This window comes from Endozoicomonas sp. SESOKO2 (genome assembly GCF_024606245.1).
Taxonomy (GTDB): Bacteria; Pseudomonadota; Gammaproteobacteria; order Pseudomonadales; family Endozoicomonadaceae; genus Endozoicomonas_A.
Window position 1 is genome coordinate 1 of sequence record NZ_JAHHPQ010000185.1, and the last position, 2,582, is coordinate 2,582.

Annotated in this window: 2 protein-coding genes; both read right to left on the reverse strand. The window is 40.0% G+C overall.

Translation table 11 applies throughout. The features are described from left to right. On the reverse strand, nucleotides 1-859 hold an 859-nt coding region (galU, locus tag KDK17_RS04510), incomplete at its 3' end, for a UTP--glucose-1-phosphate uridylyltransferase GalU (RefSeq protein ID WP_257287449.1). A 39-nt stretch (nucleotides 860-898) separates the two neighbouring features. Further along, nucleotides 899-2,582: glycosyltransferase (locus KDK17_RS04515; RefSeq protein ID WP_257287450.1), on the reverse strand; the 1,684-nt coding region annotated here is incomplete at its 5' end.

The following is a 2,582-nucleotide window of genomic DNA, read 5'->3' on the forward strand; positions in this document are numbered from 1 at the left end:
GCAGGTACTTTGTGAATCTGTCTTTAAGCTCAGGATGTCTCAAGGCGTATTCAACATTCGCCTGCATATGACCCATTTTACTTCCGCAGTCATAACGAACACCATTGAAACGATAAGCGTGAACATCCTGTTCTAACAGAAGAGCAGCAATGGCATCCGTCAACTGGATCTCACCGCCAGCGCCACGTGGTGTGTTTTCAAGAAGTTCAAAAATTCTGGGTTGCAGAACGTAGCGGCCTACAATCGAGAGGTTAGAGGGTGCTTTTTCGACGGGTGGCTTTTCGACTACACCTTTGAGTTTGTAAACTCGTTCTGTGATTTGCTCAGGGTCAATGACACCATACTTGTTTACCTGAGCCATAGGAACTTGCTCTACCGCTACAGTGGATGATTCAGCTTCAACTGACATCTCTATCATAGTGTCCAGGCATGGTGTTTCATCACAGTAGATCATATCGTCTGCTAAAAGCACGGCAAAAGGCTCATCGCCTATGATGTCCTTTGCACAGAGAACAGCATGCCCAAGACCAAGAGCCTCTGGTTGTCGAACGTAAAAACAGTTGACCCCTTCAGGCAGAATGTTTTTTACGACATCCAGTAATTCTTTCTTGCCTGCTTCCTGTAGTTTGTATTCGAGCTCAAAGTTTTTGTCAAAATGATTTATGACCGGTGTTTTGGTATAAGAAGTTACAAATATCAGATCCTTTATTCCTGCTGCTACTGCTTCTTCGACAGCATATTGAATTAAGGGCTTGTCAACGACAGGCAGCATTTCTTTTGGAGTTGCCTTTGTTGCAGGAAGAAATCTCGTTCCCATACCGGCAACGGGGAAAACAGCTTTTCGTACTGAGTTTTTCATAAGATGTGTGTTTTTATTTATGTGTGTAAAAGGTAGCAGTCAGGCAGTTTTTTTATGCTCTGATGCAGCCCCGAGTTGATAGTAATCAGAGACTAATGAAGGGTACACATTACCCATGCTTATCTCTGATGGCTCAAAATTTTCTGATAGTTCAATTAACGCTTCACAAATTTGTTGGTCGGAGGCATCTAAAGGTAATACTCTACCAACCTCCAGTTTATTAATTCGTTCTGCGTAAGCGCCAATATTAAAAGACAACACAGGCATGCCTGCATTAACAGATTCGGTGAGTGTGAATCCATAGGTTTCTGGCCATAAACTGAAAAGTACTGAGACGCTACAGTTATATTTTCTGGCAATAGAAGTGAATTGATTGCGTTGATAACGTCCAGTGATTTTAATATTAGGAAACTTGTTTAATTTCTTATCATCACAGCTATAACCAATCACAATGAATTGAATAGGTAAATCTGTTTCTAATGCATATGAAGCGCATGATACCAGCCTGTCAAACCCCTTATTACGGCTAATTCCACCAGGAACTGCCACTCTTAAACATTCTGTTCTTTTGAGATCGCCTATCTTAGTATTAACTTCAGACTCTGGATGATATAGCACTCGAAGGTTGTCAAGATTTAAAAAATAATTAATCCTTTTAGCAGTATCATGACTAGGTGCAAAAACCTGTCTAGCTGATTTAAGGAAGTTTTTCTTGCTTTTTCGCCATGATTGAATACGCGTACTTTGGCAGTCCAGAGCTATTTTATTTTCACTATGGGGCGGGTTTTTAGCTAGGCAGGTATTACAATCTGAAAAACTGACTGAATCGCAAAAACGGTTTGATTCAGTCACCATATTGACTCTGGGGCAAATAGTGTAATAGTCATGTAATGTGATATCAAACTGCTTTCCAAGTAACTTGGGTAGATTAAATATGCGATTGTCGAAGCCTATCCAGTGATGATAATGGATGTGATTTATATGCAAGGATTTTAGATCTTTGACCATTGCATCAAACTGACTATTGTCCCATGTTACGAAGATTGACTTACGGGTGCTTTCTAAACAGTAACGACCATGTGAGTCTGGTTTTAACAATAAAACGTCAATATTTTCCTCTTGTAAAAGTTCTGACATGTAGTTGATATGAACTTCAGTGCCTCCACCAAGGGAATGAGAAATGTATAAGTAAATCTTTGTATTGAGTCGATTACAGCTGTCTTTAAGTAAAGAAAGAGCTACTTTATTACGGAGAGAAAAAAGTGGATCACTTTCAATGAAATGATGAACATTGACCTCATAGTCAGGGTAAAGGAGGTTGAGCTTTGCAAGGTTTTTACGAATACAGGCATCAGCAGATCCGCTGAATGACACAGAGCCTACATGTTGGACAAAAGTATCAGCTGCAAGTACGTTTCTCCAACCTGCTCTTGTTGCACGTAAACTAAAGTCATTTTCTTCAGCATAACCGCGTCCCCATAGTTCTTCATCAAAATAGCCAATTTGGTTCAGTACAGCTCTTCTAATGAACATACAGAAACCATGAGCAGTGGGTAAATCAGCTATGATTCCTGTATTTTGTTCTTTGAAATGCTTATCAACTTCCTGAGCTGTGTATCCTGAAGGTAAAGAATTTTCGAAACATTGCTTAGGAAAACTCAGAATAGTGGCATTGTTAGAAAAAGGGGTGGCAGTTGCAATATTCCTATTGCTGTAAGCTGCA